The 24,993-nt window shown below is 54.2% G+C and carries 15 protein-coding genes and 1 pseudogene; 9 read left to right on the forward strand and 7 right to left on the reverse strand.

The window, feature by feature from the left end; translation table 11 throughout:
* Together VLX68_10580 and VLX68_10585 are read right to left on the reverse strand one after the other, a co-directional pair.
* Entirely contained in the window at positions 1-2,124 is a 2,124-nt protein-coding gene (locus VLX68_10580; GenBank protein HUI92682.1) for a tetratricopeptide repeat protein, read from the reverse strand.
* A 175-nt stretch (positions 2,125-2,299) separates the two neighbouring features.
* Complete coding sequence (locus tag VLX68_10585) at positions 2,300-4,648, reverse strand: PAS domain-containing protein (protein HUI92683.1); 2,349 nt, start codon at positions 4,646-4,648, stop codon at positions 2,300-2,302.
* 604 nt (positions 4,649-5,252) lie between these two features.
* Between VLX68_10585 and VLX68_10590 the strand changes: the two genes are divergently transcribed.
* From VLX68_10590 to VLX68_10615, 6 genes are all read left to right on the forward strand, one after another.
* On the forward strand, positions 5,253-11,702 hold the full coding sequence (locus VLX68_10590) for a fibro-slime domain-containing protein (GenBank protein ID HUI92684.1): 6,450 nt from the start codon (positions 5,253-5,255) through the stop codon (positions 11,700-11,702).
* A gap of 406 nt (positions 11,703-12,108) precedes the next feature.
* Positions 12,109-12,999, forward strand: a complete 891-nt coding sequence (metF, locus tag VLX68_10595; GenBank protein HUI92685.1) for a methylenetetrahydrofolate reductase [NAD(P)H] — start codon at positions 12,109-12,111, stop codon at positions 12,997-12,999.
* Positions 13,000-13,131: 132 nt separating this feature from the next.
* Positions 13,132-14,109 carry a hypothetical protein gene (locus VLX68_10600; protein ID HUI92686.1) on the forward strand — a complete coding sequence of 326 codons (978 nt, stop codon included), beginning with the start codon at positions 13,132-13,134 and terminating at the stop codon, positions 14,107-14,109.
* A gap of 217 nt (positions 14,110-14,326) precedes the next feature.
* Positions 14,327-14,500, forward strand: coding sequence for a hypothetical protein (locus VLX68_10605; protein ID HUI92687.1), 174 nt, complete (start codon positions 14,327-14,329; stop codon positions 14,498-14,500).
* A 173-nt stretch (positions 14,501-14,673) separates the two neighbouring features.
* Complete coding sequence (locus VLX68_10610) at positions 14,674-16,725, forward strand: glycosyl hydrolase family 28-related protein (protein ID HUI92688.1); 2,052 nt, start codon at positions 14,674-14,676, stop codon at positions 16,723-16,725.
* Positions 16,726-16,802: 77 nt separating this feature from the next.
* Positions 16,803-17,075: a DUF4404 family protein gene (locus tag VLX68_10615; protein ID HUI92689.1), complete on the forward strand. Its 273-nt coding sequence runs from the start codon at positions 16,803-16,805 to the stop codon at positions 17,073-17,075.
* Positions 17,076-17,089: 14 nt separating this feature from the next.
* Here the strand turns inward: VLX68_10615 and VLX68_10620 are convergent, their stop codons facing one another.
* The 3 genes and pseudogenes from VLX68_10620 to VLX68_10630 form a co-directional block, all read right to left on the reverse strand.
* A complete protein-coding gene (locus tag VLX68_10620; protein ID HUI92690.1) occupies positions 17,090-18,742 on the reverse strand; it encodes a hypothetical protein in 1,653 nt (550 codons plus the stop codon).
* Positions 18,743-19,166: 424 nt separating this feature from the next.
* A complete protein-coding gene (locus VLX68_10625; GenBank protein HUI92691.1) occupies positions 19,167-19,502 on the reverse strand; it encodes a hypothetical protein in 336 nt (111 codons plus the stop codon).
* A gap of 529 nt (positions 19,503-20,031) precedes the next feature.
* Positions 20,032-20,124, reverse strand: a pseudogene (locus VLX68_10630) (IS1 family transposase).
* A gap of 897 nt (positions 20,125-21,021) precedes the next feature.
* On the opposite strand from VLX68_10630, the gene VLX68_10635 reads away from it, so the two are divergent.
* Both VLX68_10635 and VLX68_10640 read left to right on the forward strand, forming a co-directional pair.
* Complete coding sequence (locus tag VLX68_10635; GenBank protein HUI92692.1) at positions 21,022-21,885, forward strand: hypothetical protein; 864 nt, start codon at positions 21,022-21,024, stop codon at positions 21,883-21,885.
* Positions 21,878-22,168 carry a hypothetical protein gene (locus VLX68_10640; GenBank protein HUI92693.1) on the forward strand — a complete coding sequence of 97 codons (291 nt, stop codon included), beginning with the start codon at positions 21,878-21,880 and terminating at the stop codon, positions 22,166-22,168. The genes VLX68_10635 and VLX68_10640 overlap by 8 nt, the downstream gene beginning before the upstream one ends.
* A gap of 4 nt (positions 22,169-22,172) precedes the next feature.
* Here VLX68_10640 and VLX68_10645 read toward each other — a convergent pair whose 3' ends face one another.
* Both VLX68_10645 and VLX68_10650 read right to left on the reverse strand, forming a co-directional pair.
* Positions 22,173-22,628: a retropepsin-like aspartic protease gene (locus VLX68_10645; protein ID HUI92694.1), complete on the reverse strand. Its 456-nt coding sequence runs from the start codon at positions 22,626-22,628 to the stop codon at positions 22,173-22,175.
* Positions 22,619-22,870, reverse strand: a complete 252-nt coding sequence (locus VLX68_10650) for a hypothetical protein (GenBank protein ID HUI92695.1) — start codon at positions 22,868-22,870, stop codon at positions 22,619-22,621. The genes VLX68_10645 and VLX68_10650 overlap by 10 nt, the downstream gene beginning before the upstream one ends.
* Positions 22,871-23,153: 283 nt before the next feature.
* Here VLX68_10650 and VLX68_10655 point away from each other — a divergent pair, with 283 nt between their 5' ends.
* Positions 23,154-24,992, forward strand: coding sequence for a hypothetical protein (locus VLX68_10655; protein ID HUI92696.1), 1,839 nt, complete (start codon positions 23,154-23,156; stop codon positions 24,990-24,992).
* Position 24,993: the final 1 nt, after the last annotated feature.

The raw sequence follows: 24,993 nt of genomic DNA on the forward strand, positions 1-24,993 counted from the left end.
TCACTTGCCTGCCTTTTCGATGAGTTCCGAGATCTTTCTCACGGTCTCGGGATCTTTCGTCTTTGACAAAGCGGACTGCAGCATTCCCCTCGCCTGATCCGGATGCCGGTCATAATCAAGGTAAATGAGTCCCATGATATACTCCGGCTCCCATGATCCGGGCGCAAGGCGCAACGCCGTTCTCAGGACTTCGAGCGTCCTCTCGAAATTCGTGCCGTTTTTGTACTGGATGACGTCGAACATGCTTTTTCCCAGGCCCATGTATCCATCAGCGTCGTTGGGAAAATCATGCGTGACGCCCTGGTATTTGACAACCGCGACTTCGTACCACCCCATTTGGCGGTACAGGTCGGCCTGCAGCAGCATGATTTTCTTTTCGCCGGGCATCTCCGCCAGATAGGCTTCCACCGGCTCGACGGCCTCCTTGAACTGCCCGAGCCCCGCCATGAGTTCGGCCATCTTCACCAGCGCGTCCTGGTCGCGCGAATCCTGCTCGAGGATCCTGCGGTAATACCCGACCGCGTCCGCGTTTTTCTTCCGCATCACCGCGATCGAGGCGAGTTTTTCCAGTATGTCAATCCTCGCCGGGGCCAGCGCGAGCGCCGCCTCGAACGCGGAGGCCGCGTCGCCGAGCCTCCCCAGCGCAATGCAGGTATTGCCGAGGTTGCAGAGCACCGCCCCGTTCTTTGCGCCGATCCGGTCAGCCTTTCGGTATTTGCCGAGCGCGGGTCCCGCCGTACCGCTCAGCAACAGGACATTGGCCTCGTCATTGAGGGCAGACTGCATGTTGGTGCCCATGCGGGCAGCCTTTTCAAAGAGCCTGCTCGCCTCGTCGGGTTTTCCCGTGTACCAAGCAAGCACGCCGAGGTTCACCGTTATGTCGGGAAGGTCGGGGTCCAGTTCTTGCGCATGCAGCAGAAGCTGACGCGCCTTTTCGTACCACGAAAGCTCAAGATATGCCTGCGCGAGATTGACCAGCACCGGAACATCATCCGGATGGCCTTTTGCGGAATATTCGAGGACATGCACCGCTTCCATGAGGCGCCCGGTGTTACGGTAGGCCGCGCCGAGCAGCGCATCGTAGCGGGTGCAGTCGGGACGGTATTTCACGAGCCGGTTGAACACGTCGCATGCCGAGGTAAAATCGCCTGCTGCCAGGTAGGCCTTTCCGAGCGCGAACTCGGGCTCGAGGTCGGCGGGACCCGACGCGACGCTGCGGACGAGTAGGGCAATGGCGCGCTGCAGGTCGCCGGAAATAAGGTACGATTTTCCCAGCGCCATCATGCCGTCGGCCGAGCGCTCGAGTGCCGGCTGGTTCTTATTGACAAAAGCAAGTGCCTTGTCGGGTAAATCGTAGTCCTCCAGGAAGTTGGCGGCCGCCGCCGTGACCTCCGGCGCGTCGCCGGAGAGCGCAACGGCTTTATGGAACAGGAGGCGTGCCGCCGTGATGTCGCCCGAGATGCGCGACAGGCGCGCCATGCGGAACAGGGCATGGCCGAACGAAGGGTCCATTTCTGCGGCGCGCGCGTAGGAGGTGAGCGCGGCGGCGGTGTTCCCCCGCAATTCGAACCAGTAGCCCGCGCAGTAGGTGGCATAGGCGCCGCTGCTCTGCGAAAGGGCCCGCCGCAGGGCCTGGTCATCCGCTTTTGTCAAGGCATACCCTATTGCGGCCGCGAACTTGGCAAAAAGTCCGGCGCACAGCGGGACGGCCGAATCAATGGACGCGATCTGGGAAACCACCGTTTTTACCGGAGTATCGCCGCGCACCGTCATTGTGCGCAGCTCGCAGAAAATCCTGCCGCTGGAAACCGTAAAAGTCCCTCCGCACGCAGCGTCCCAACCCCATCGCGCCCGGTGCTCCTTTAAAAGGCTGTCCGAGTCCATGGTCCAGGCCGTGGAGTCGGCCGAAAAGAGAAACACGGGCGAAAGCGCCTGGAGCTCCGCGCAGTTCAGCATATGGCGCGAGAAATATTCGGGCACCAGCGCGCTTATCCAGTCGTAGACTTTGTCCTGGGTCTTATTGACTAATGGAAATACCGCGATTTTCGTCAGCGCAAAAGAGGGAAAAACCGCCGCCAGGGCGAATATCAGGATTGCGGGTGCTACACGGGTTTTTCGTGGCAAAAGCATGATAGAAGGAAAAATAAGATATTGATATCATAATAGATAAATAAATTGATGTTATAAATAATGATTTTTATATAAATAACATTTTTTTTCATTGGCGGGGGGAATGCTTCCCTAAGGAATGCAGTTCCGCCGCACCCTAAATATATTGAAAGCGAAGGAAACGCCCTTTTTATTTTCCGGATATTACACCTGCCAGCGTCTTCCCCAGATCCTCTATGGTGAACGGCTTCATCACTGCGGCCTTGAAGCCGAACTCCTGCGGGTTCGACATGACCGGATCGTCGGAATAGCCGCTCGTGGCGATGGCCTTGACGGACGCGTCTATCCCGAGGAGCTCCGCGATCACCTGCTTGCCCCCGAACCCGCCGGGGATGGTGAGGTCGAGGATCACCGCATCGAACGGCATGCCGGCTTTTTCTGCGTCCTTGTAGCGGCGGATGGCGTCGTTGCCGCTCTGCGCGGTCGCGACCCTGTATCCCAGCGCCCCCAGAACGCTGTACAGGGCGTCGAGCACGTAGGTCTCGTCGTCCATGATAAGGATGTTTCCGCTGCCCTTGGTGATTCCGCCCCTCTCAGGCGCCGCGACGCTTGCCTGCGCGCCCGAAGCCGGCAGATAAATGGTGACAGCGGTGCCGGCACCGGGCTCGGACGAAACGTCAATAGATCCGTCGTGTTTTTTAATGATCGAATACGCGATGGTGAGGCCCAGGCCGCTTCCTTTCTCCTTTGTGGTGAAAAACGGGTCGAAAATTCTTGCAAGATCCTGTTTGTCAATGCCAACACCGGTGTCGCGGACGGTGATCTTCACATAATCTCCCTGTTTCAATTGGAGCTTGCCGTCGCCGGCAAGGTGAACGTTTTCAGCAGCTATGAAGACGGTGCCGCCGCCCGGCATTGCCTGCTGGGCGTTGATAAGAATGTTATCGAAGACCTCGCTCAACTGCCCGGAGTCCACCTCGCAGGCCCAGAGCCCTTCGGGCATTACCAGTTCCGGCCTCACATTAGTGCCCGAAAGCACAAAGGCGGCGACATCGGCCAGCAATTCGGAAACGGACGCGAGCCGCCGCACCGGCGCGCCTCCCTTGGAGAAGGTGAGCAGCTGCTGCGCGAGGGACTTGGCCTGTCCGAACACCACCATGGCTTTGTCAAGATTTTCCTTTACGTCCTTGTTGTCCCTGCCGTACTCCCGCGCGAGGCCGACATATCCGAAAATGCCGGCCAGCAGGTTGTTGAAATCGTGGGCGATGCCGCCCGCGAGAAGGCCGAGGGACTCAAGGTGCTCAGCCTTTCTTATCTCCTTCTCCATTTTCTGACGTTCGGTAATATCCTCGGTGTGCACCATGACAAGGTCGGGTTCCACGAACACGTAGGTGACCGCAAGCCGCTTGTCCTTCTTTGCAAAGCGGAAACGCAGCGACATCTCCCGGCGTATCACGGTTTTTTCCGCCAGGCAGCGGTTCATGTCTTCGATGATTTGCGGCTCGTCGCCATACATTTCCTCAAGCGCAATGCCAAGCATGTGCGACACCTCGCCGCCGGTGATCTTGTGCGCGGAATCGTTGTAATCGACAAGGATGAGCGAATTACCGGTTTTTTGCCAGGTATAGGTGGGAACCGGAAAGCTCTTATACTGCGTGCGTGCCTTCCGGTCGCTTTCGCGCAGGGCCTCTTCGGCGCGTTTGCGGCCGGAGACGTCCTTGAAAATCGCCGCAACCTGGAAAATCTCCCCCGGCCTGAGATAGACCGGGAACACCGTGAGCTCCACGATCAGCCCGCCGTCCGAGCCGCCGCATTCTTCACCACGTTTTCCAGGGGAAACCGCAATTTCAGGGATGAGCACGGTGGTGCCGGAAAATGCTTTTTTTAATTCTGCAAGCACGCCGGGTTCGGCGGTGAGGGGCACTTTTAAGATATTCATTTTTCCGACAACGATGTCATCGGAGGGAATCTTGAACAGGTCCAGAAACGATGTATTGACGATCACCGCGGTGCCGTCGGGCGAGCACACCAGCACCGGAAACGGCATCTGCTGCACGGTCTGCCTGAAACGTGCCTCGCTCTCCTTGAGGGCGCGCTCCACGAGTTTTTGCTCGGTAACGTCGCGGATGATGCCGAGCACCGACACAACGTCGCCGTCGCTCTGTTTCATGGGATATAGCGAGCCCTCCACCCAGAGGTTGCCCGGCGGGAGCAGGAAGGGCGGGTTATTGGAAAGAATTTGGCCGGTGGCGAACGCCTTTTGGATGAGCATGGAATGATGGTGCGCCACATCGGGCGGCATGCAGTCGGAAAACGTCTTCCCCACAAGCTCGGCCGGTGGCTTTCCCATGATTTTCGACGCGGTGGTATTGACAAAGAGAAACTTCCCATCTCTATCCACGATGAAAACCATGTCGGCGGACGCATCGAGCAGCAGCCGGTTCCGCTCGGTCATAAAGGCAAGTTCAGCCTCAAGCCGCGCAACGGTCAACTTTAACTGGTCGGTATCGTCGTCTTTTTTGGACCGTCTCTTATTCATCAAAGACACCCCGAAAAACCCTAGGTTTATTTATTACTTTATTTTACTATAGCGTTTAAAACTTCGTCTTGTACTCGAGAAATTAACACACGAATCAAGTGGAAAAAAAATCCTGTTGTGATGGCAAGAAGAAAATCAGTTGGTACGCAACGGACGGTTTTGTTTATAATATAGTAGTTAGTCTCCATCAAATTGCATTTTTTAAACTTCGGCCCTTTCTTTTGCGACTATAATTTCTAGTAACTGCGTGTTGGAATAAAAAGGAATTTTAACCCTTTTTTATATTGAAACAATACTTGCCATAACGTTATAATGAATATAGAACTGAGGGATACTTGCCAAATAAATTTTAAACGCTTAACAAATTTAAAAATAAACCTCCTTCATCGTTTTATTATTTTAAGGAGGATTGACTATGAAAACAATTCTGCGGCAAATAGCACAACCCTTGGTTATCGCCCTCCTATTGGCGTTAATGTCAGCCACTTCCGTATATAGCGTGCATTATCCTGATACGATTTGGATGAAAGTGATCTTCTACGACTTCAAAGCAGACGGTTCAAACCCAAACTTCCAGGCTTGCAACCCCGGTTATAAGGCTGGCATGATCCAAAGCTATCTCGATTCTTGGAGAAAACCTGTTTTCAAGGCAGACCTTGCATGCAATGACAGGGTCGGAGAATGGTTCAGGGCAAGCGGGCAGAACGGTCCCGACACGCCGGCCACGCAATTCATTTATGACCCCGTGCAAAAGGAATGGACCTGGACCGGTCTTGTCAACTACGCTCCGGGCGGCGTGACGCGGCCGTACGAATGGGTTGGTCCGGATTTCAATCCCTCGTACGCGATGGCGGACATCATCATGTTCGACTCGCTGCCGTTCCAGCTCATCGACAGCGTGAAGGGCATGTACCAGTACAACAACCAGCAGTTTTTCCTGCTTGACGGAAAAGGATGGGGCACCCAGCCTGCCGGGTCGGGCCACAATTTCTCCTTTACCATGGAGCTCCACACCACCTTCACCTACACCGGAGGAGAGGTCTTCCGGTTTACCGGCGACGACGATGTGTGGGCGTTCATCAACGGCCAGCTCGCCATGGACATCGGCGGCGTGCACTCGGCGCGAAGCGACTCGATCATCCTCGACAATGCGGCATCGAAGCTCAATTTACAAATCGGAAAAACCTATAACTTCGATTTCTTCTACGCCGAGCGCCACACCACCGCCTCCACCATCCGCATCCAAACCGACCTGTTCAAGCCGCGGCCGGCCGGCATCATCGTCCGGCCCGACACCCTGCCCGTGAACCCACGCGATACGGGTATCACCGTCAGGGATACCACGCTCACGGCCGGACAGTGCGTGAAATTCACCTTGCACATCGTGGACGACACGCTCGGCCTGCGGCCTGAATACGACTCGCTGATCCAGTGGGAAATCTTCGACTCCATGGGCAATAAGATCAGCTTCGACACGGTAAGCGACACCAACCACCTGTGCGTGACCAAGGCGTACGGCTGCATCAAGATAAGGCTCACCTTCGTAGATCCGGAAGACGCCACGAACATCATCCGCGACTCCATCCAGTTGTGCGTGCAGCACGGGTCCGCAAGCCATCTGCTGATCGAGAGCAGTCCGCTGGCTTCCTCGAGCCCGCGCAACGACAATCCGCTCAGAACCCTTACCATCCCGGCGACCGCGGCCAAAGACACGGTGTACGCCGTTCTCCGCGACCCGTACGGCAACTTTGTGTCGCCGTCACAGCATACGGCCTGGACTATTATTTCCGGTGCGTCAATTGTTTCTATAGCGGGAGGCAACGCCGCGCTCGGCGCGGGCATCATCACCAAGGTGGGGCCCGCCGGCGATGCATGGATCGTGGCGAGCGACTCAACCAACCCGCAGTACCACGACACGCTCCACGTGATCGTGTCGGACATCGCGTACGATTCGGTGCGAGTCGTGACCGGCCAAGGCGGCCAGAAAACCAAGATCACCAGCCTTACCATCAACATCGGCCAGGACACGGTACTCAGGGTCGAGGGCCACCGCATCGACGGGCTCGGCGACCATGGGTGGCAGACGGTAAGCGGTTCCTGGACCATGTCGGCCTCGCTGCGCTCGCAGACCGCGCCGCCCGCATCGGACAGCGTTTGGAGCTTTACGCCGAGCGACACGGGGCACGGTACCATCACGGTGAGCTGGGGAACACTCAACTGCAACGTGACGGTCGTTGTGCAGCCGGGCCAGCCCACCACCATGGTGATCTATCCCAACGACGGCCAGCCCGGGGCGCAGTACGACAACGCACCGTATCTCACGTCCACCACCTACCGGTATCAGGCCGGCACCGCCATTCCGCTCTCGGCAAAGCTGTTCGACCCCATCAACGTGTGGCTGAGCGCGTACGAGACCACTCCGGCCCTGTCGAACCTGATTACGTGGCAGGTGGTTGACTCGGCCACCGGCACCTTTACGCCCGCGATGGGATCGTTGAGCACGCCAACCGGCCACCGTACCTTGTTCACACCCACCATGGCGTTCAGGACCTACCTCATCACCGCGACTTTTGCTCAGGGCGCGATACGGCTGCAATATACCGTGCGGTTCGGCGTCGCAGCGGGCACGCCCGCTCATATCGTTATTGAGGCGAGCCCGGACAGTGCATCGAGCCCCAACGCCGACAACCCCATTCCCCGGGTCGACTTGCAGAGCGCACAGACGAGCCAGCCCGTGTATGCGATCATCCGCGATTTTTACGGCAACTATATCGGCCATGCCGATTCGGCTCTGTGGTTGAGCAGGGATACTACGGTGGTGGCCGTTGCGGCCGGGCCGAGTCTCAGCCTCGGCGAAGCGACCATCACCCGCATCGCCACGGCAGCGTCGCAGACGTGGGTGGTTGCGCAGCTCGGCGCCATGATTGATTCGGTTCAAGTGCGCGTCACCGACATCACCTACGATGCGGTGAAAATCATGGTGAACTCAAACGGCCTCAAGGACGTCGACACCCTCGTACTGCGCACCGACCAGGACACCACGCTGTACGCGCTGGGCCAGCGTTCCGATACCAAGAACTGGACAAGCGTGTCCGTGGCGTGGCAGAATTCAGGGGTGGTCACGAACCCGGCGGCGCCGGCGCTCGCGAGCATGTTCACGTTCAAGCCCGTGTCACCCAACAGCGGCATGATCATGATCAGCACAATAGGCACGGGCGGCATAACGGTACGCGATACCGTTGTTGTGGTGTTTCTCCCCGGACTCGCGCAGAAACTTGAACTCTATGACAAGCCGGGCCAGCCCCTGCCCGCGGACAAATATCCTGATCCGACCGTCAACGACACCGTCGTCGCGGGCACGCCCTTGCCGCTCTATGCCAAAGTCTTCGACCAAAACAACGTGTGGCTGAGCCAGTACGAGCAGAACCCGAGCAGCATCACCTGGCGCGTGCAGGAGCTTGCCGGAAGCCCGCCCACGGGCACGCTTCTGTCAAGCCAAGGATACACCACCACCTACACCCCCACCAAGGCGTACAACACGGTCTATGTGGTTGCGGAGCTTGCGGTGGGCGGCAACCTTATTTCCGACATGGTCAAGATCTATGTCAAGCCGGCGGCGCTCAACCATGTGGTGATCGAGGCGAGCCCGGACAGGACCGCCAGCCCGAATGCGGACAATCCCATCGGCAACATCGTTTTCGGCCCGGCCGACACGGTTCGCTACGCGTACGCGGTGCTGCGCGATGTTTACGGCAACTACATCAGCGCCTATACGCAGGGCATCTGGCAGAGCCTTGACACCACTCTTGTCAAGGCGGCAACCGGATTCGCGGCAAACGGCGAAGGCGTCATCACCAGAAAGGGAAACGCCGGCGACACGCGGGTCGTTGTCCATTCAGCCGACTTCTCGCTCGCCGACACGGTGGAGGTGCGGCTCAACAATATTTCCTACGATTCGCTGAGGATCGTGATCGGCGATTCGAGCAGCATCAGCCAGCTTGTGCTGCGCACCGACCAGGATACCACGCTTTGGGTCCAGGGCAAGCGCTCCGACAATCACGCCTGGGAATACGTGCCTGCAAACTGGAAGCTTGCCGGCTCAATAACCACCAACCCGACGCCTCCGCAATCGTCGATCAACTGGGCGTTCGCGCCGCTCGACACCGGCAGCGGGATCGTCGTGGTGACCATGGGAACTTCGGTGCCCGACACGGTGCGGGTCTCCTTCCAGGTGGGCCTCCCCTTCAGGCTCGCGCTTTATCCGGGCGCGAACCAGCCCAACCAGAACACGCCGCTGCCGAGTCCCGTTTCTGCCATCGCGGTCGCGGCGGGCGACACCTTCATGATGGTCGCGCGCGTACTTGACGCAAACGGAAACTGGCTGAGCCAGTACGCGAACGTGTCCGCGCCCATCTCCTGGTGGATCGAGCAGCTTTCGGGCAATCCCGCCACCGACAGCCTCATCAATACCGCGGGATACCTGAGCTCGTTCCGGTCGACGCGCGCCTACAACAACGTGTACGTCATCGCGCAGTTCAAACTCGGCGCAAAGGAATGCAGCGATACGGTGCAGATCTCGGTGACGGCAGGACAGGCCTATCACCTGGTAGTGGAGCCCAATTCAAACTGGCAGAGCAGCCCCAATCACGACAATCCGATCGACAGCATCACCCTGCTTTCAAACCAGAAGACCGCGTCGGTGTACGCCGTCATACGGGACCGGTTCGGCAACTTTGTGGATTACTCGCACCACACCCTTTGGACCGCGGCCGATACGGCGGTGGCGCACGTCGAGGACGGCGTCACGAGCGTGGGCGAAGGCGTGATCTCGCGCAGCACGGGGCCCGGCAGCCGCACCATTGTTCAGGCGGTCGACCTTGACAATACGCAACTCACCGATTCGGTGGTCGTCACCATCGCCAACTACTACTACGAGCGCCTGCGCATCGTGGTCGGCGATTCCACCGACATCGATTCGCTCTTTCTTACCACCAACGACGACACCACGCTGCGGATCATGGGCCTGCGCTCCGACTCAAAAACCTGGGAATACACCTATGCAAAGTGGCAAGTATCGGGCACGCTTTCGATGTCGCCCTCCGCGCCCGACCAGGCGGCCGCATGGACGTTCTATCCCTCGGCGGCGGGCAGCGGAAAAATCCGCGTCACCATGGGCATGGATTCGATAACGACCCCTGACACGGTTCGCGCCCTGTTCATCGAGGGGCCGCCCATCGTCATTCATTTCGACATCATCACGCCGCCGGAGAAGCTGATCGCGGGCGACACCATGCTTGCCGTGGTGAGGATCCAGAACCGGACGGGCCTCATCGCCGGCAAGTACTGCTACGGCTCGGGCTCCACGCGCGACCCCGCCGTGTTCCAGACCCTTTTGGGCAGCGGCACGCGGCCGCCGGCGGTCATTGTCGTTGACGGAACAGAAAATCTGCTCAACCAATTCCCCGCCGATTCCATCAAGAACGACGAATGCTTTACGGACGGCCTCGACACCGTGAAGGTGGTACTGTATAACGCGCCGTACAACACGGACAGCGTGCAACAGCTGTTTGTAAAGCTCGGGAGCCTCACCGCGGCCACCAACGGATTCAACCTGCTTCCCGCCGCCCTGCGCGCCGTCGCGCTGCAGGACTTTTCGGGCAACGACATCGGCGATTCCATCACGCTCGTCGCACCTTCGGAATCAAAAGGCATCATGGCCGTGGGCTTCGACCGGTTCGGCAACGAGCGGGGCATCGAATACTGCGACTGGACCGCCACCGGCTCCCTACACACGATCACGAATGCGCAGCATGTGTACCGCATTTATTATCCGTCGGGCGACATCCAGATCAACGAGCAGGGTAAAATCATCGCGATCTCGGACGACACGAGCGGCGGCGTCCGCGGCGACAGCGTATTTGTAAGGATCACCGCACCGCCCGCGCGGCTCGTGTCCGCCGTGACCCGTGACGTTTCGGGCAACGGCCTGCTTGACGAGATCGTGCTGCATTTCAGCAGAAAGGTCACCATCCAGGCAAGCACGGCGTTCACGGTGTCGTACAACGGTACCGTATTCGCGGTCGACAGTGTGAGCAAGCCGGCCGCCGACTCCGATACCGTGTTCACGCTCTACCTTGTTGAACAGCAGACCACCGACCCGCAGAGCGCGTGGCTGCCGTCGGTGGTCATCAGGGGCATGCCCGACATCGGCGGCGGCGACAGCGTGCTTGCCCAGGACGGCGCGGGCCCGGTGGTATGGAGCGTGACCAAGACCATCACCAGCCTCGGCGACCGGAAACAGGACCTGATCACCGTGGTGCTGAGCGAGCCCATCGTGTCCCGCAACGGCAACATGCTCTCGGCATCGATTACGCCCAAGCAGATGTTCAACGTGTGGACCATCACCAACACAGGGGACACGGTCATTGTCGCTTCGTTCCTCGACAGCATCTCGTCGATGTTCAAGATCAGCAACGACGGCCGCACCGTGCAGTTCTACATGGCAAACGGCAATGACCTCACCGACCGTCAGCTCATCAACCTGCGCAGCGACACGCCCGCGGTTGCGGATGGCTCCCCGAACCTCAACACGCCCGTGCCGCTCAACCAGCGCGTGTCCGTCAAGATACACACCGACCTGCCCGAGCTTGTGCTCATCGTGCCCAACCCGTCAAAGCCGTGCCTCAACCGCCAGAATGCGGGCACGCTCGTGTGCGCCTACAATCCGCTCGCGCGAAACTGGGTGCGCTTTGACCAGGCGGGCGTGCTCATGACCTTCAAGCTCATGCCGCTTTCGGGTTCCACTGAAAAAATCAGGGCGCGGCTCATGATTTACGACGCCATCGGCAACCTGGTGAACTCCGCGAGCAGCGACGACATCGTTCCGCCCGATTGGCGGACCGGCGCGACCACCGCGCACGACATGGACCTGTACTGGAACGGCACGAACCAGCAGGGCATGAGCGTAGCGACGGGGCTGTACAAGGTGTTCATCTTCCTTGATAATGACACACAGAAGAGAAGGCTGAACGGGACCATTGGAATAACGAGATAATTTTTAAAATATAATAATCATGGCGCCTGCCGGTCGACGTTACCGTGCCTGTGATAATAAATAAACTTCTAAAATAACCATGCAACCTCAGCGGTATGCCGCTTCGCGGCGATAAAAATCCGTTAGAGATTTTTAGTTGCTTTCATATTCTTAACAGGCCCCGATTGTTAGAGCATATCAATAGCTATAATGTTTTCTTTTTCCGCCGTGTAGAGTTGGACCTGCCGAGGATGGATCGCCAGCCACCCGGGATTCCGCGAACCACAGGACTCCGGCGCCAAAGAGGGGTGTGCCCCCGGATCGCCGACGCCGCGCCATGCTTTCCTTTTTGACAATGCCGCGGCGGCGGAAGCCGGGGGCCAGGGGGAGACTTCCCCCACCATATCTTGGATATTATATTATACCCATGCACATAACCGACATTTTCAAACGGGACAAGACCACGTTCAGCTTTGAGTTTTTCCCGCCCAAAGACGCGGCCGCGTCGGAGCTTCTGTTCCACACGATAAAGGACATCATGCCGCTGGGGCCGTCGTACGTGAGCGTCACCTACGGCGCCGGGGGCTCCACGCGAACGCTCACGCACGACCTTGTGCTGCGCATACAAAAGGAAACCGGTCTTACTGTGATCTCGCACCTCACCTGCGTGGGGTCCTCGCAAAAGGAACTGCTCAAAATTCTTGAGACCTACACCGCACACGGCATAGAAAACATCATGGCCCTGCGCGGCGATCCGCCCAGGGGACAGACATCATTCGTGCCCGCGCCCGACGGCTGCGGCCACGCCGTGGAGCTCGTCGCGTTCATAAGAAAACATTTTCCGAAAATCGGGATCGGCGTTGCCGGGTTCCCCGAAGGACACCCCGAAACGCCAAACCGGCTGCGCGAAATGGAGTTCCTCAAGAAAAAAGTGGACGCCGGCGCGGACTTCGTGTGCACCCAGTTCTTCTTTGACAACCACGACTTCTTCGATTTCCGCGAGCGGTGCCTGCTCTCGGGCATCACCGTGCCCGTCCTCGCGGGCATCATGCCCGTCACCTCGATCAAGGGCATGCACCGTATGGCAGAGCTCTCGCCCGGCACCAACTTCCCCGCCCGCCTGCTCAAGGCGCTCTCGCGCGCCGAAGACGACCGGCACGTTGAGACCGTGGGCATCCATTGGGCAACCGAACAGGTGCGCGATCTGATTGACAACGGGGTAAAGGGCGTCCACTTCTACACGCTCAACAGGTCAAAGGCGACGTTAAAAATTTATGATGAGCTGGGAGTGACGAGCTCGGCGAGACTGAAACAGTAGGCGGAAAAAGTTTATACAATGTTCCGTTCGAGCGCGTAGGATAAACTTTTTATTGATTTTTGAGGTTTTGAAAGTTTATCATACGCCTAGTTGGTGTCAAAGCATGTGGCAATATAAGTAAAGGGTTTTAACTTGAATAGTGGTCCACCAAGATATCAGAGTTTCACAGGTAGAATTTTCTGTGATCTAGAAGAAGCAGAAAAGGCGGACTTCAAAGCATCGTCTCCTCATGCAATAGAAAAATTGAATGACGAGGACTTGTTGCTTCGATTCGCAGAACTTGCCGATAGTATGTGGATATTCGGTCCGAATCTTGAAGTAACAAGGTTCTTAGTGCGTGATCTGCCTATTTGGAAATCTGGAGTTCAGTGTATTTCAGAAATCAAGCGTAGGCATCTTGACAGTGAGACAGTTTTTCTATCTCTTGATGCACATATTGGGATAGGCCGAAAATCGATTAAATCAATGATGGGTGGTCGGCGTCTTCCCCGAGCAGGCACCGATAAACCAGTGAAGTTCATTAAAAAACAACATTTGGAAGACTTCATTAACAAGGGAATTGTTCAATTCTCTCCTGCGACACGGTTCCAAGACAAATCCTTGACCATAGCTCAGCAAGACAATGAAATTGAATATAGTAGCTACATAAATCCCGCCGGTGTTACAATATCAACCTTAGATGAACCGGAAAAGAAAATCCCGATCATTGACTCGACGAATTTAAAAATATCTAGGAAAATAGGTACTAATTATTACCTATTTTCAACGACGTATGGACCGGACCCTCGGCATTTTCTTGATTTTAACGCCGAAGCATGCGTTTTCATCGAAAATCCGGTGCAATTTATAAGACGAATTAGAGCCGCAATTGAGGCACAAAGCCTCGAATGGGAATGCATTCCATGGTTTTTCAAAGTCGGATATTTTGACAAGTATGAGGCATCAAAATATGCAATGGCATCGATGGCAAAGGACATAAAATACTGGTACCAATTCGAAACGAGACTAATTTTGCTTCCTCCCATAGGAAAACCTTCAAAGGAATTAGAACCGTTGCTTTTATCAATTGGGTCATTAGTTGACATCACATCAACATTCCAAACCATCTAAGAATTATGAATTTGCCACATGCAAAGCCACCAACACACGCAGCCGTGCCATGCCCGCTTGACATGACGGTTTCGCACCCGTCATGTCAGCAAAGTCATGTCGAAGACTCCGTCGTGGCTTCCGTCGGGTGGCGAGATTGTAGGCGGGCACGACAGGCGGGTTGCGCACACCTTACAGTCTAATTCATATCATGCAACAGTAAAGGAAGAAATAAAAAATGCCAAAAACCCTCATTTCCGTGCTTTTCCCCGTGGCCATGATAGCCGTCATCGTCAGTGTAGATTTACTTTTCTTTAGGCACCGGGTCTGGTTCTGGGAACGGTTGATGGCGAACATCGGCATTGTCCTGGTGTTCGTTGCCTTCTATTTGAGATTCTTTAGGAAACCTTAATCTGAGCGCGGCGGCAGCGCTTGCTTGCCTGAGCCGCATTGTTGGGATCGCGCTCATGGGTAGTTCGGACACTCATCTGCATTATTAAAGACATTTCCCGCTCCTCAACATTATAATTTATACATAACACCATATCCTCTTCGAATTCCTTTTTTATAGTATAGGGGGACCTCATGCCCTATCCAAAATCCATCTTGATTCTTATCCTCGCAGCTGTTTGCGCTTATTCCCAAATAATCCCGTCTGACCGCATCACGGACTGGACCCCCAACGTCATTGTGGGCGTGCCCGGCGGCATTCCGAACCGCACGGTCATAGGCGTAAAAGTTGATTCCGCCGCTTTTGGAACGGGAAAGGTCGACGCCTCGGCCGCGATCGGCGCAGCCATTGACTCATGCGGTTCCGGGCAAGTGGTGTATATTCCGGGCGGCACCTACCGTCTTGACAGCCGCGTGTACCGCGCCTATGCGTCCGATATCACCATACGGGGAGCGGGCATGGGAAAAACCGTGCTGAAGGCGAACGAGTCCGGCCAGACGCTGCTGCTCGGCACGAGCGACTGGCCGCGGCCGACCGCGGGGCTCGCGATCACGGCGGGCGCGGCCAAGGGAAGCTCGGTGCTCACGGTCGCCGACGCGTCGAGCATTACCGTTGGTAAACTGGTGCGGGTGGAGCAGGACAATCTGTCCTATGTCATTTCCGGGTCCGAGCCCACGACCGACACCAAGGCAATGACCGCGATGTTCAAGGTGACTGCGAAGACCGCGACCACCGTGACCATTGCTCCCCCGCTGCCGTTTGATTTCACCAAGTCTCCCGCGCTCGTCCAGTATTCGATCGCCCCGCTGAGCGGCACCGGCGTGGAAGACCTCACCGTGGACTGCAACGACTCATCGTGGACGGGCATCGAGTTCGACCAGGCGTGGGGCTGCTGGGTGAAGAACGTGGAGATCATCAACTCGACCGGCCGCCAGATGTTCATGGTCTGTTTTGTCAATGGCGAGGTCAGGCACAACTACACGCACAGCGTCGTGGGCGGCGGGCCCAACCACGAGGGCATCGACTTCTACGAGGACGGCTCCTTCAACCTGGTCGAGGACAACATCACGTACAATGGCGGGTTCCCCGGCATCATCCTGGGCGACTCGCGGGGCGGGTGCGTGGGCAACGTGATCGCGTACAATTTTTCCTATGATGTCAACACGGGCGACAGCACCATGGCGGGCATGGACATCTCCGTGAGCCACGGGCCGCACAACATGCTCAACCTGGTGGAGGGCAACATCGCGGGCGGCATGGGCAGCGACGGGTATTTCGGCTCCACGAGCCACATCCTGCTCGCGCGCAACTGGTTCACGGCCACGCACCCCACGGGCACCGACAACCTCATCGCCGTGAACGTGGGCAGGTGGAACAATTATTTCAGCGTGGTGGGCAACATTCTCGGCACGAGCGCGTTTCCGGCGACCGGCCTGTTCCAGCCGGTCGCATCGTTCAGCTACGCGAGCCAGGTGATTTACAAACTGGGATTCCCCAACATGGGGAACAACGGGTTCTCCCAGACCTGGGGCCCCACGACCCCGCCTGATTACACGCTGCAATCCGTTAACCAGCCCGGCGGCGACGGCCACGGCAGCGGCGGCAACTCGCTGCAGGAGCTCGACCTCAATGTCAAGGCCACCATGCTGCGCCACGGGAACTACGACTACCTGAACAAGGCGGTCCTGTGGGACTCGACGATTGCGGACCACGGCATTCCGAACAGCTATTACCGTGCTGTCAAGCCGGCGTTTTTCGGAACGCTCGCGTGGCCGCCGTTCGATCCCGCCTCGCCTCCGGGCGCATTCAACAACGCGAACATCAGCAGGATACCGGCGGGATACCGGTATGTCAACGGCATCGATCCGCCGGGCGCGAATGCGGTTGACGGGGGGATAAGCACGGCGCCGTTTTATCAGGGACTTGGCCTTAAGGCAAGATACAGTCGCAGCGGTCAAGTTCTTTGGGTCTGCTATCAAATTCCGAAAGCGTCGCATGTTGACCTTTCGGTTTTTGATTTGAATGGCCGCTTGGTTAAATCGCTGGCAAGCGGCAATGAAGAAGCCGGATTTCATCAGGCATTTTGGAAAGGAAAAGAATCAACCATTTTTCATTCCGGCGTTTATTGTGTTATAATAAAAGCAAACGGGCATTCTGAATCAACAAGAGTGGTAATTTCAAGATGACAAACTGCCTCGCGAAGCGCCGGGGCACCCGGATTTTAATTTATTTTTAATAGAAGTTACGTCTTACAAGGAGAGCCATGAACAACTTCATCCTCAAAGAACACCTCGAGCACCTGCACGAGGAGCTCCAGACCATCGACGCTGTCGACGAGGAATCGAAAACGCTGCTCGCGGAAATCCAGGCCGACGTCAGGACGCTCCTGGCGCACAAGGGCGCCACGCCGTCGCCGCATCACGCGCCGATCAAGGAGCGGCTCGCCGAGAGCGCGCGGCATTTCGATTCGTCGCACCCGACGCTCGCGGCGACGATCAGGACCGTGGTGAACGCGCTTAACAATATGGGAATTTGAGCGCCGCAAAGCTGTTACGGGAGCACCAGCACCTTTTCGAGCGGGGAATTTTCATTCTGACTGATAAAAAAGAAACCATTATTTGGGATTGAGCGATTATCCACCCGTTTCCCCGCAAGATCATACACCATCAAACCCCTGTTTGATTGGACATAACGCCGGAACATGCCGACGCTCATGGGATTCGCATGGCGCAACGAAAGAGCGCGAGGCCCGGCATCCGCCCTTATTATTCCCGCCGCACCGTATTCGTATGCGCCCGCGTCCCAATTTCCGGTTGACGGACGCGGCTTGGGGGCCCTCGCCGGCGCAACCACGGCATGGTTCACCGAATCGTATTCAACCGCGTACGTCGCGTCCCTGCACAAATCAGGCATGGTCGCGCACAGGTTTGAGAAGTTGACGCCCGCGCCGACGGTCGCGTTGTTCGCGGCGGCGGGTGAAAGGGCATAGAGCTGACCGGCGTTGTACCCCTGCGCGGCCGCCTGCGCCGTGGTCTGCAGCACGTTGCCGCCGTCATTGACGCCCGTGGTGCCGGTGACGTCGCAATAGGAATTCGCGTTGACGCAATGGTTGTTCGCGTAGTGGGTGACCGACCGGGGCGACGCTTCGCCGTTTCCCATGCACGCGCCGCCGTTGCTCATCACCGTGTTGTTATAGACGTAATACGTGCCGGTGTTCCCGCTTGACGGATGCGCGCCGATGGCCATGATCCCGTTGTCCACGTCGTACAGCACGTTGTTGAAGGCGTAGGTGGTGCAACTGGCGCACCCGGCGTTGCCGTTGAGCCAGAACGCCATTCCGCCGGCGCAGCCCGAGTGCCGCACCACGTTGTTGTACGCGAGGAGCCTTGACCCGCTTTCCGGATGAAAGACGAAAATCAGGTTGCAGTGGTCGCCGGCGTACGAAAGGACATTGTGCTCGACGAGGTTGTCGTGCACCACGTTGAAGTCGCCCAGGAGGCCGCTCACCACGTACCGTATGACGTTGTTGTAAACATAGGTGCCGTTGAGGATGCCGTTGCCGTCGTTTTGCGCTCCGCCGGCGCCGTCGATGACATTGTCGTGGAACGACGTCTCGTCGTGCGGATATCCGCCGTGCGCCTCGATCGAATACGACTGCCCGTTGTCCGTGCTGCCGGCCGCGTGCGTCCAGCCGTGCACGTAGCAGTTTCTCACCTCGATGAAGGAGTTCAGCGTCAATACGCTGTTCGCGCCGCCGCCCCCGGTGTCCTTGTACAATCCGGTGAATTCCATGTTGTCAATTATGACGTAGCTGCCGCTCACCTGGAGCTGGTTGCCGCCGCTGGCGCAGGCCGTTCCGCGGCAATCGAACACCGGCCGCTTCCAGGAGCCCCCGGCATACCAGGTTTTGTCCACGCCGATGTAGATCCAGGAGGCGGCGGTTCCCGGCCAATGCCAGTCGACGACCTGGCTTGAGGCTCCCCATGTATCGCCGCCGCGGAGAATGAAGCTGTCCCCCGCCGCGGGCGCAAAGGAGGCGCATGCGGCGCCGCAGTCGGCCATGCCGGGCAGGTGCGCCCAGGCAAGGGATTTGGTCCGTGCCTGGGCTGCGGTGTGAGAATCCGAGCCGTTCGCCGCGATGTAGTACGTGGCTCCCCACGCTGCCGGGCATGCTACCAGAAAGACTAGCATTATATTTTTCATATGGCCTATTTCAAGAAAATAGACAATCCTCTGGATAATTGCAAATTCGGAAAAAAGTGGGTAGTGTCCTAATTTGAATTTAGAGAATGTTTTATGGTTTCCTTTGCTTTCTTGGCCTGCCACCTTTATTCGGAATATATGCATTAATCTCTTTAATATCTATAAAAACATGCCAACCAATTCTTCTAGCCGTTTTAAAAGTTTTCTTTTTTACCAAAAAAGACATATCTTGAGGGGTTACATCCAACCTTTTAGCTGCCTCAGATAGCGATATGTCGGTTTGGGGATTATAGTATATCATTTACAAAAACTACTTGAAATATTCAAGTAGTTAATATATATTTAATATAGTATAATGTTGTACACATAATAAAAAGGCCGTTTATAAACGGCCTTAATGCAAAGCAAATGAAAATATTAAAATTTAAAAATTGCTTGCTTTCTTCAACTGATCATTCATTGGAGGCTGGAGATACTGAATCATCTCTTCTTCGTAGTAATCACGGTCTTTTTGCAGCGAAACAACCCGAGCGTGTATATGGGTCGCACCACGTCGGATTGCCTCATTCAGCCTTTCATGATTCGGAAGTCGAACCGAAAAATCGTTTGTTTGGCCTATATAAAGTGCATACCAAATATTAGCACTCGTTTTATAGGCAAAAATATAAAGACCAGCAACATTGTTCCACTCTGTGTTAAGACCATAAATACTGAAGGAAATAGATTGCTGTTTATTATAAGGCCAACTACATTCACTCATAAAATATCCTTTTTGTTGGGCAATTATTATTTTAATTGCTCGTAGTTAATGGTAACAAAAAATCCGCACGGTCGCAAGCCCGTTGCGGTCCGACTCCTAACAAGGGGTTGGTAAAAGGGAAGCTTCTTAGGCCGCTAACCGAGAGAAAGCTTCCCTTATTTTGTTATGGTGACATTGGCAGCCTTTCTAATAAAATCGCTTAAAATTAATTACCTACGTATAGTGTTAAAAGGCATGAATGCATTTATAATATACAGTATATTGATATTTTTGGTCAAGTATTAGCACTCTTTGTTATCGAGTGCCAATAGTTATCATTTTTACCTAAATAACGAAAATTTACTACTCCTATTTAATTTCGATTTGATCTCCGTTGTATTTTTAAATTTTAATTTGCCAGATCGACCAAATCGCCCACAGTTAGCACCTTTGAAACGGCCCCAACAGCCATAGCTGGAGTCATTCTAAGAGTATTGTGTATCTTCACAAAATTGTAGTATCCGAAATGTAATGCAACCGCCGATTTAAAATTTTCAAGTTTCTTACTGAATGCATTTGTTAGTCTTGTCAGCCGTCTGCAATGCATTCTCATGGTCAGATTTTGCCTTTCAATATATGAAGTGCTGATATCTTCTTTTTCGGGATTACCAATTATTTTCGTTTTCTTCACGCTCACTATTTGAGCAGGACTATACCTACTTTCCGTAGAATTATCAGTTGTGGAGTAGGTTTTTACTATTTGACCATAATCCACATTACATCCAAAAACGTTATCAATCGCTTCCACATAGGCCGGAAGGCTGTCCGATGAAATCTGAATTCTGTTTTTAAGGCGTGTAGAAAGATCGCTTATGAATGCATTGGCGGTTTCAGAATCACGTTGCCCGATCTTGAAGCAGGGAACGGCCTTTGTGTTTGCATCAATAGCAATAAACGTCCAGACACTACCGAGGCCAAAAGCTTTATCTATTTGGGATACGTTTTTCTGTTTCTTACCGACATAGCCCCATATCTCATCAACCTGAATATTTTCACAAGAAAGATTTCTCATCTTTTCATCAAGCAGTCTTCCACAAGCGTCTCCAACCCGAACGCCAAGGCGCATTATAGTGTCACGATGAATTTCAGTCATTCTCTCGACTGAGCGGATACTTGCGCCCTCTGCCAAAGCGGAGATAGCTTGAATCTGGCGGTCTCGTGTTAATTTATACATTGCAAAGCTCCTGTAAAAGATGTATATTTACAGAGAAGAGATGGAGGCAGTCGGAATTGAACCGACCTGGGAGAATGTAGAGTCCGCCTTGGTCACCATGACCTGCCCCCACCAAATTGAATAGCCCTGAGAGTTACAGCTCTTGGGGCTTTTTTGTTTTCGTTCTTCATATTATAAATATACTTTTTTATCGCACGAAAGTCAAGATAAAAAAGAGATTAATTTCTAAAACAATACAATTGATCAGAGATTAATATTGACTTTTATCGTTTTTAAGTATATATTATATGGTAGAACGGAGGAAATATGCAAAATCAGAAAGCTCAAGTCCAGAACGACAGTGCCACTTTAAAAAAAAGAACCGTGTTTGACAGAAGTCCAAGCTATCCAGGAATAGACCTTAAAACCGCATTAGAACGAGCACGTGAACTATACGAAAAGGATAGGCAGAATTGGGCTAATATAGAGGTTGTTGTCGGACATTGGGGATATAAGAATGCAAAGGTTGGCCCGGCTATGGTCACTATAGCGGCTATGAAAAAATTTGGGATATTAGAAACTCAGGGATTAAGTGATAAAAAAGAAGCGAGGCTAACGAAAGATGCTATCGAATTTTTGATAGATAACAGAGCCGAATCACCTGAAAGGGACGAATTAATTAAAAAATTAGCCTTGACCCCTGAAATACATAGCAGTTTATGGAAAGAGTACAATGGTCACCTTCCATCGAATGAAAATTTAAAATATAATCTTAGAAAAAAAGGCTTTAGTGAAACGGGGGCGGATGAATTTATTAAAGAATTTAGGTCAACAATCGCTCATTCTGGTATTGACAAATCTCCAGAATCATCGTATATTAGTGGCGATGATCCTGCGGGACAAGGGGAAGGAATTAAAGACCCACCTAAGCCAGAAGGTAATCAAATTCCCCCCAAGGGCGATGATCTAAAGCCTCCCGCTTTTATTATTCCCAAAAAAGGCGGAGAAATGCGCACATACCCAATAACATTTTTAGACGGATCGCAAGGAAGTTTTACCATACCTTTCCCTATGACCAAAGAGGATTGGGACCGTATGAAGAAACAGCTGGATTTTCAATTGGAAATGCTAGAACCTGTCCATGTCAAAACAGAACCAGCTCCAGAGATGAAAAAAGAAAATAATGGATAACATAGAATCTCTGAGGAAGGCCATTAAGAAACTCCACGGCTGCGACTCAGAGTATACAGAGTCTGTTCCAGTCAAAGAGACCTTCAAGGGCCAGACGGTGTGGGAAGGTGTCGTTGAGGTGTTTAATCTTATCGGCCACCCAAAAGCCAAGAGATGTTATGCTTGGAGTCATGCCGAAGGAATAAACGATTCAGAAACCCGCTATGTGGTAGTTCTGGAATTACCGCCAGTGAATTCTGCGAGAACAGCTGTTCAAGCAAATATTGTAAGTAGGTATAAATAGGGACTTAAAAGTGAATCATGTATTCGCCAGTACGAAAAGAAAAATACATTGATCTAAAGGTAACCATCATATTACGTCCAATAATAAGCGTGTGGTTAGGCAAGTCTTTGGGTAACTCAATAAATTGAACTGCAGGAAAAAACCTCACTACAGAATTTCTCAAGATAAGTCCAAAACAACCATTTCTAACTATACATTGGGTAGTGTTTCCAGAAGCATCTGTTGAAGGTCTGTAGCCTGCAATTGGAAGATTTAAGCTTTTAGCAAGCGAAGGATTAATACAGCAATTCGAGGCGCCAGTATCAAGCAAACCATTTGCTGGGTGAAGATCAGGAGTTGGAATATTAGGAGTAGGAGTCTGTGGCTGTGGTTGTGCAATGGGTAGACCTACTACACAACTTACCACAGGCCCTCTTGCTACAATAACCCCAACATTATTACCATATGCTTCTATTGGCATATCGCGCCACAAACAAAATTGGTAACATCTGATTCATTTATTGCCTGTTGTATTAAGAAATTTTCGTCAGTGAACTGGGCTTTTGCCCAAATATATGCAGTTTCAAATGAATCAAAAGAGCCTTTTATTTCTTTATCATGAATCACTATAAACTTGTCTTTTTTTGAAACATCGTCCAATAGACTTTGTTTAATGGAAACGAAGAATTCGTAGTTTTCCTTTAGTATTTTTTCGTCCTGCATTTTAGGCTCCTTTGTTTGACTCAATTTAAATTGTACCATTAGTTACAATCAAGAGCAAAGTGAATTGTTCTCTTACCTGTTTTTAAATGCAATAACAATGCCAAAATCTATTTTATTCCAAGATAGAAAATATAAAATTATTGATTAATGGATATTCAAATTAGGACACTACCAAAAAGTGAATTTCCTGCCCTGAAAAGAATATAAATCTCAATTTGCAAGGAATGAATTCTGACGTTATATTTGTGGTTATGACAAATGTAATAAGAAAAGGAGGGAATCCATGAAGTCCGTTCAATCAACGCTGGTTCATATTTTCATGGTGATGACCTTATGTGCGATGATTTGCAAGCAGCCGGAAGCCGCGACCGTCGCAGCGGTCAATTGCTCGGACACCGCGGTCCAGGCCGCGATCAACGCGGCCAATGACGGCGACACGGTGGCGCTTCCCAAAGGAAGCGCCGTGTGGAGAAAGACCGTGACCGTGGGCACGGAGACCGCGTGGAACCCGCCCGCGTGGAACACCATTGCGCTCGTGATAAAGGGCGCGGGCATGGACAGCACGGTCATCATCGACAGCATCCCGACGCCGGCGTCGGGCAATCCCCGGGGTACCTTGCTCGACATTGCGACGAAGGCGGGAGGCCTCACGCGCATCACCGGCATGACCTTCAACAGCGCGGTGTATCCCAACCTTGACCCCGATGTTTACAATCCGGCAATGGTCTCCATCAGCGGTTATTCCCAGACCTGGCGCATCGACCACGTGCACTTTGTCGTGGGGACCGGCAACGGCATCACCACCGGCGGCTCGACCTACGGCGTGATCGACCACAACATATTCGACCTGGTCGGATGGCATTTCGGCATGTATATATTTCACCCGAACTGGAACCAGAAGGCAAACGGCGACGGCTCGTGGGCCGATTCGCTGTACGCCGGCACGGTAAAGGCAATTTACATTGAGGACAACGTCTTCAACGCCTCGCCCTACAGCGCGGCCGTTGACGGATGGTCGGGCGGCAGGGCCGTGTTCCGCTACAACACGCTGCGCGACGCGACCATCGCCAACCACGGCACCGACTCGCCCGGCAGGCTGCGCAGCATGCGCATGATGGAAATCTACAACAACACGATCACGCTCGACGACTCGGCGCAATACTATTATGTTGGTCAGCTCCGCGGCGGCACGTTCATCGTGTTCAACAACACCATCACCAGCATCTTCCCGGGCGCGTTCGTGATAGAAAATTACCGCGACTACGACACGTTCGATCCCTGGGGAAAATGCGACGGCACGAGCCCGTTCGACGTCAACGACGGCGTCACTTACGACTCGGGCACGTGCACGGGCGCAAACGGAAGCAAGACCATGGTCTGCGCCGACAGGAATTGGACGCCAAACCAGTGGCAGGGTTATCACGTGCACAACCTTGCCAAGGGCCAGAGCGACCTGATCGTTTCGAACACCGCCGACACGCTGGTGACCAGCGGCCTCACCTGGCACGCGCCGGTGCTGACGTGGAACAACGGTGACCAGTTCCGGATCCTTCGCGCAACGGTCTGCATCGACCAGCGCGGCAGAGGGATCGGAGACCTTATTTCAGGCGACGCGCCGCCGTACGGGACCGGCATAACGCCGCAGGCCTGGCCGCATCAGGCGCCGGAACCGACCTATGCATGGAACAACACGGTCAACGGCAGCGCAGACCTGGCAAAAATCACCAGCACGAACCCGTGGCGCATCAAGGAAAACAGGGATTTCTATAACAGTCCCATGCCGGGATACACGCCGTTCACCTATCCGCACCCGCTCGTTGGCGCTGGGAACGAAGTGCGTATGCCCGCATTTCGTCCGGCATCGTGTGCCGCCTCGGTACTGCTTGAAAAGGTCTCCGGCGACCGGGCAGTGTTCCGCGTTTCATTGAGAAATCCCGCGCCGTATCGTATTTCAGTTTGCGACGCCCAGGGCCGGGGGCTTTGGGAATTCGCTGCTGGCATGGGCGAGAACAACGTTACCTGGCGCTTTGGTGCAAATGGAATGAAGGAAAATGGAGTATATTTCGTCAAGGTGACCAGTGAAAAGGAGACAATAAGCGGGCGATTCACGGTGGTGAGATAGG

This window comes from Chitinivibrionales bacterium, assembly GCA_035516255.1.
In the GTDB taxonomy this organism is placed as follows: domain Bacteria; phylum Fibrobacterota; class Chitinivibrionia; order Chitinivibrionales; family FEN-1185; genus FEN-1185.

Coding starts and splice junctions, on each gene's coding strand:
- VLX68_10635 (HUI92692.1), top strand. CDS start 21,022: ATGCAAAATCAGAAAGCTCAAGTCCAGAACGACAGTGCCACTTTAAAA.
- VLX68_10585 (HUI92683.1), bottom strand. CDS start 4,648: ATGAATAAGAGACGGTCCAAAAAAGACGACGATACCGACCAGTTAAAG.
- VLX68_10650 (HUI92695.1), bottom strand. CDS start 22,870: ATGCAGGACGAAAAAATACTAAAGGAAAACTACGAATTCTTCGTTTCC.
- VLX68_10590 (HUI92684.1), top strand. CDS start 5,253: ATGATCCAAAGCTATCTCGATTCTTGGAGAAAACCTGTTTTCAAGGCA.
- VLX68_10625 (HUI92691.1), bottom strand. CDS start 19,502: ATGAGTGAATGTAGTTGGCCTTATAATAAACAGCAATCTATTTCCTTC.
- VLX68_10610 (HUI92688.1), top strand. CDS start 14,674: ATGCCCTATCCAAAATCCATCTTGATTCTTATCCTCGCAGCTGTTTGC.
- metF (HUI92685.1), top strand. CDS start 12,109: ATGCACATAACCGACATTTTCAAACGGGACAAGACCACGTTCAGCTTT.
- VLX68_10640 (HUI92693.1), top strand. CDS start 21,878: ATGGATAACATAGAATCTCTGAGGAAGGCCATTAAGAAACTCCACGGC.
- VLX68_10620 (HUI92690.1), bottom strand. CDS start 18,742: ATGAAAAATATAATGCTAGTCTTTCTGGTAGCATGCCCGGCAGCGTGG.
- VLX68_10615 (HUI92689.1), top strand. CDS start 16,803: ATGAACAACTTCATCCTCAAAGAACACCTCGAGCACCTGCACGAGGAG.
- VLX68_10655 (HUI92696.1), top strand. CDS start 23,154: ATGAAGTCCGTTCAATCAACGCTGGTTCATATTTTCATGGTGATGACC.
- VLX68_10605 (HUI92687.1), top strand. CDS start 14,327: ATGCCAAAAACCCTCATTTCCGTGCTTTTCCCCGTGGCCATGATAGCC.
- VLX68_10645 (HUI92694.1), bottom strand. CDS start 22,628: ATGCCAATAGAAGCATATGGTAATAATGTTGGGGTTATTGTAGCAAGA.